The sequence below is a fragment of the Veillonella sp. genome (assembly GCF_019414865.1).
Lineage (GTDB): Bacteria > Bacillota > Negativicutes > Veillonellales > Veillonellaceae > Veillonella.
This window is the reverse complement of record NZ_DXLG01000193.1, coordinates 1-2,009: the sequence shown is the minus strand read 5'-3', so window position 1 is coordinate 2,009 and position 2,009 is coordinate 1. Positions and strand designations below refer to the sequence as shown.

The window sequence follows — 2,009 nt, the reverse complement described above, 5'->3', positions numbered from 1 at the left end:
TGTTCAATCGTATTGATTGATTACCTATCATTGTTCAGTTTTCAAAGATCTGTTATCAGTTTTACGCTTCAGTGAAGCGCCATCTGACGACTTGATTATAATAACATGTGAGCACTTTCATGTCAACACATTTTATAATCTTTTTTGAAGTTCTTTCGAACTTCAAAGTGTATTTCTACACTCATTAAGAAACAGTCGTTCGAACGACTGTATGGATATTATAGTATAACAAAAAAATAATGGCAACCCCCAATTCTCAACTTCACACAACTTTCATTGCACATTCATTTTTCAATCTAAAACTAAAGATTGATTTTATACAATCTATTTTGTATAATGTAGCTGTAATATAGACTCTTTCACTTATGCAGCTATATAGTTATATACTATTTAGCACTATATTTTAATTTTAAATGAGCTCTATATTTCAATTTAGTCTTTTATTATGGTAGATATTATTAATACTATAATAATGTGTAAGGAGATTGAGTATGAAATTATCCAAACGTTTATTATCCAAAACAGTTGCTATTGCTGCGGTATGTGCAACTATGGCCACTGTAGCCTTTGCTGCACCACAAGGTACATTTGATACCTCAGAAATTCAAATTACAGGCGAAGCCTCTCGTTCTGTAGCACCTAACTATGCGATTTTAACACTTGGTATTACTAGTGAAAACACTAATATCAATGCTGCAAAATCCAATAACGATCGCATCATGAGTGATTTAATCAGCAAGTTAGGTCATTTAGGTATCGACAAAAAAGATATTTACACATCTAATATTTCTATTAACCCTACAAGTGATTATCAAGATGGCAAACGAATCAACACTGGTTATAGTGTAGCAAATCGTGTAACTGTAAAAATCAACAATCTTGATAATGTAGGAAAGGCTGTTGACGCTGCTGTTAGCGCTGGCGCCAACGATATCAATAACCTTTCATTCCAAAATGATGTATCTCAACAACTGTCTGATTCTTTAACTACCGAAGCAATTCAAGACGGTCGTCATAAAGCTGAGGTTATTGCTGCAGCCCTTGGTCGTACTTTAGGCCCTGTAAAAACTGTTTCTATTAGCACACCACAAACAAGCTCTATGGACTCTGGTTCCTATCGTAACGCCGTAATGTTAAAAGCGTCTCTCGAAACTGCTACTCCTGTTGAAAAAGGATCATTAGTAGTTTCTCAAGACGCTAATATTACTTATTATTTACAATAGAATTTTCTGGTACCACACCTTCGTGGACCGCTACAATGCCGCCTGTCAATTCATGATAGGTGGCATTTTCATATCCTAAAGATTTCCAGATTTCAAGAATCTCGCTTTGATGAGGATATCTGCGTAAGGATTCTGGCAACCATGCATAAGAGGAATTATCCTTACTTAACTTACCTATAATAGGTAATATATAGGAGAAGTAGAAATTATATAACTGTTTAAAACCAAACATGCTTGGCTTTGCGAGTTCTAACACAACTACTTTCCCACCTGGCTTTACAACACGTTGCATTTCAGATAGCACTTGTTTAATATCTGGCACATTACGCATTGCAAATCCGCTCATAGCAGCATCAAATGTATTATCTGCATATGGTAATGCCATCGCATCACCTTGAACAAGATTAACTTGATCTATTAAACCAGCATCTTCAATGCGTACACGACCTTGATCAAGCATTTCACTATTAAAGTCTAATGCCTCCACCTTTAATGTTGGCTCTTGACGCAACGCTTCCTTTGTAAACACACAAGTACCACATGCTACATCAAGCACACGTTGGTGAGGACCGATATTCATTGCTTCTACAGAGAATTTGCGCCAGTAATAATCCTGTCCAAAGCTTAAGACTGTATTCATTAAGTCATAATTTTTTGCAATATTAGAAAAAACACCTTGTACAAATTGCTCTTTATCGGCATACGTTTTAAATTCTTTAGTATTCATTATGGTCCTTTCACTAATCAAGAACTATATTCAAACTCTTTACTCGCATAGTATATCAT

At 35.2% G+C, this 2,009-nt stretch carries 2 protein-coding genes; one reads left to right on the top strand and one right to left on the bottom strand.

The genetic code is table 11. The annotated features are described in order from the left end of the window. Positions 1 to 491: 491 nt before the first annotated feature. The gene (locus QZ334_RS08180) at positions 492 to 1,223 is read left to right on the top strand and encodes an SIMPL domain-containing protein (RefSeq protein ID WP_105085361.1); all 732 of its coding nucleotides are present in this window, start codon (positions 492 to 494) and stop codon (positions 1,221 to 1,223) included. Here QZ334_RS08180 and QZ334_RS08175 read toward each other — a convergent pair. Next, positions 1,204 to 1,950, bottom strand: a complete 747-nt coding sequence (locus QZ334_RS08175; RefSeq protein WP_295233545.1) for a ubiquinone/menaquinone biosynthesis methyltransferase — start codon at positions 1,948 to 1,950, stop codon at positions 1,204 to 1,206. The genes QZ334_RS08180 and QZ334_RS08175 overlap by 20 nt on opposite strands. Positions 1,951 to 2,009 lie beyond the last annotated feature (59 nt).